1 protein-coding gene is annotated in these 292 nt (G+C 68.5%); it reads right to left on the bottom strand.

From position 1 onward, the window contains the following. A partial coding sequence (locus EN852_RS39490) for an MFS transporter (protein WP_246694592.1) occupies positions 1–291 on the bottom strand: 291 nt, incomplete at its 3' end. Position 292 lies beyond the last annotated feature (1 nt).

The raw sequence follows: 292 nt of genomic DNA, 5'->3' as shown, positions 1-292 counted from the left end.
CTGGAGAGCGCGAAAAGCGAGCAGCACGACAGCGTTCGGCGCCACCGCACAGGCAAGCGAGGCCGCGACGAACAGCGCAATGCCGGCCACGAAAGCACGGCGGAGCCCGAACCGGTCGCCTGCAGCACCGCCGGCGAGGATCAGCGCCGAGAGCGTCAGCGCATAGGCATTGGAGATCCACTGCGCCTCGGCAAGGCTGGCGCCGAGATCGACGCGCAGCGCCGGAATCGCGATCGCCAGGATCGAACCGTCGATAAAGCCGAGCGCCGAGGCAAGGATTGCCGCGACCAGC

It is taken from the genome of Mesorhizobium sp. M2E.F.Ca.ET.209.01.1.1 (genome assembly GCF_004010375.2).
Lineage (GTDB): Bacteria > Pseudomonadota > Alphaproteobacteria > Rhizobiales > Rhizobiaceae > Mesorhizobium.
The sequence above is the reverse complement of the archived record's forward strand: the minus strand, read 5'-3'. Positions and strand labels throughout refer to the sequence as shown.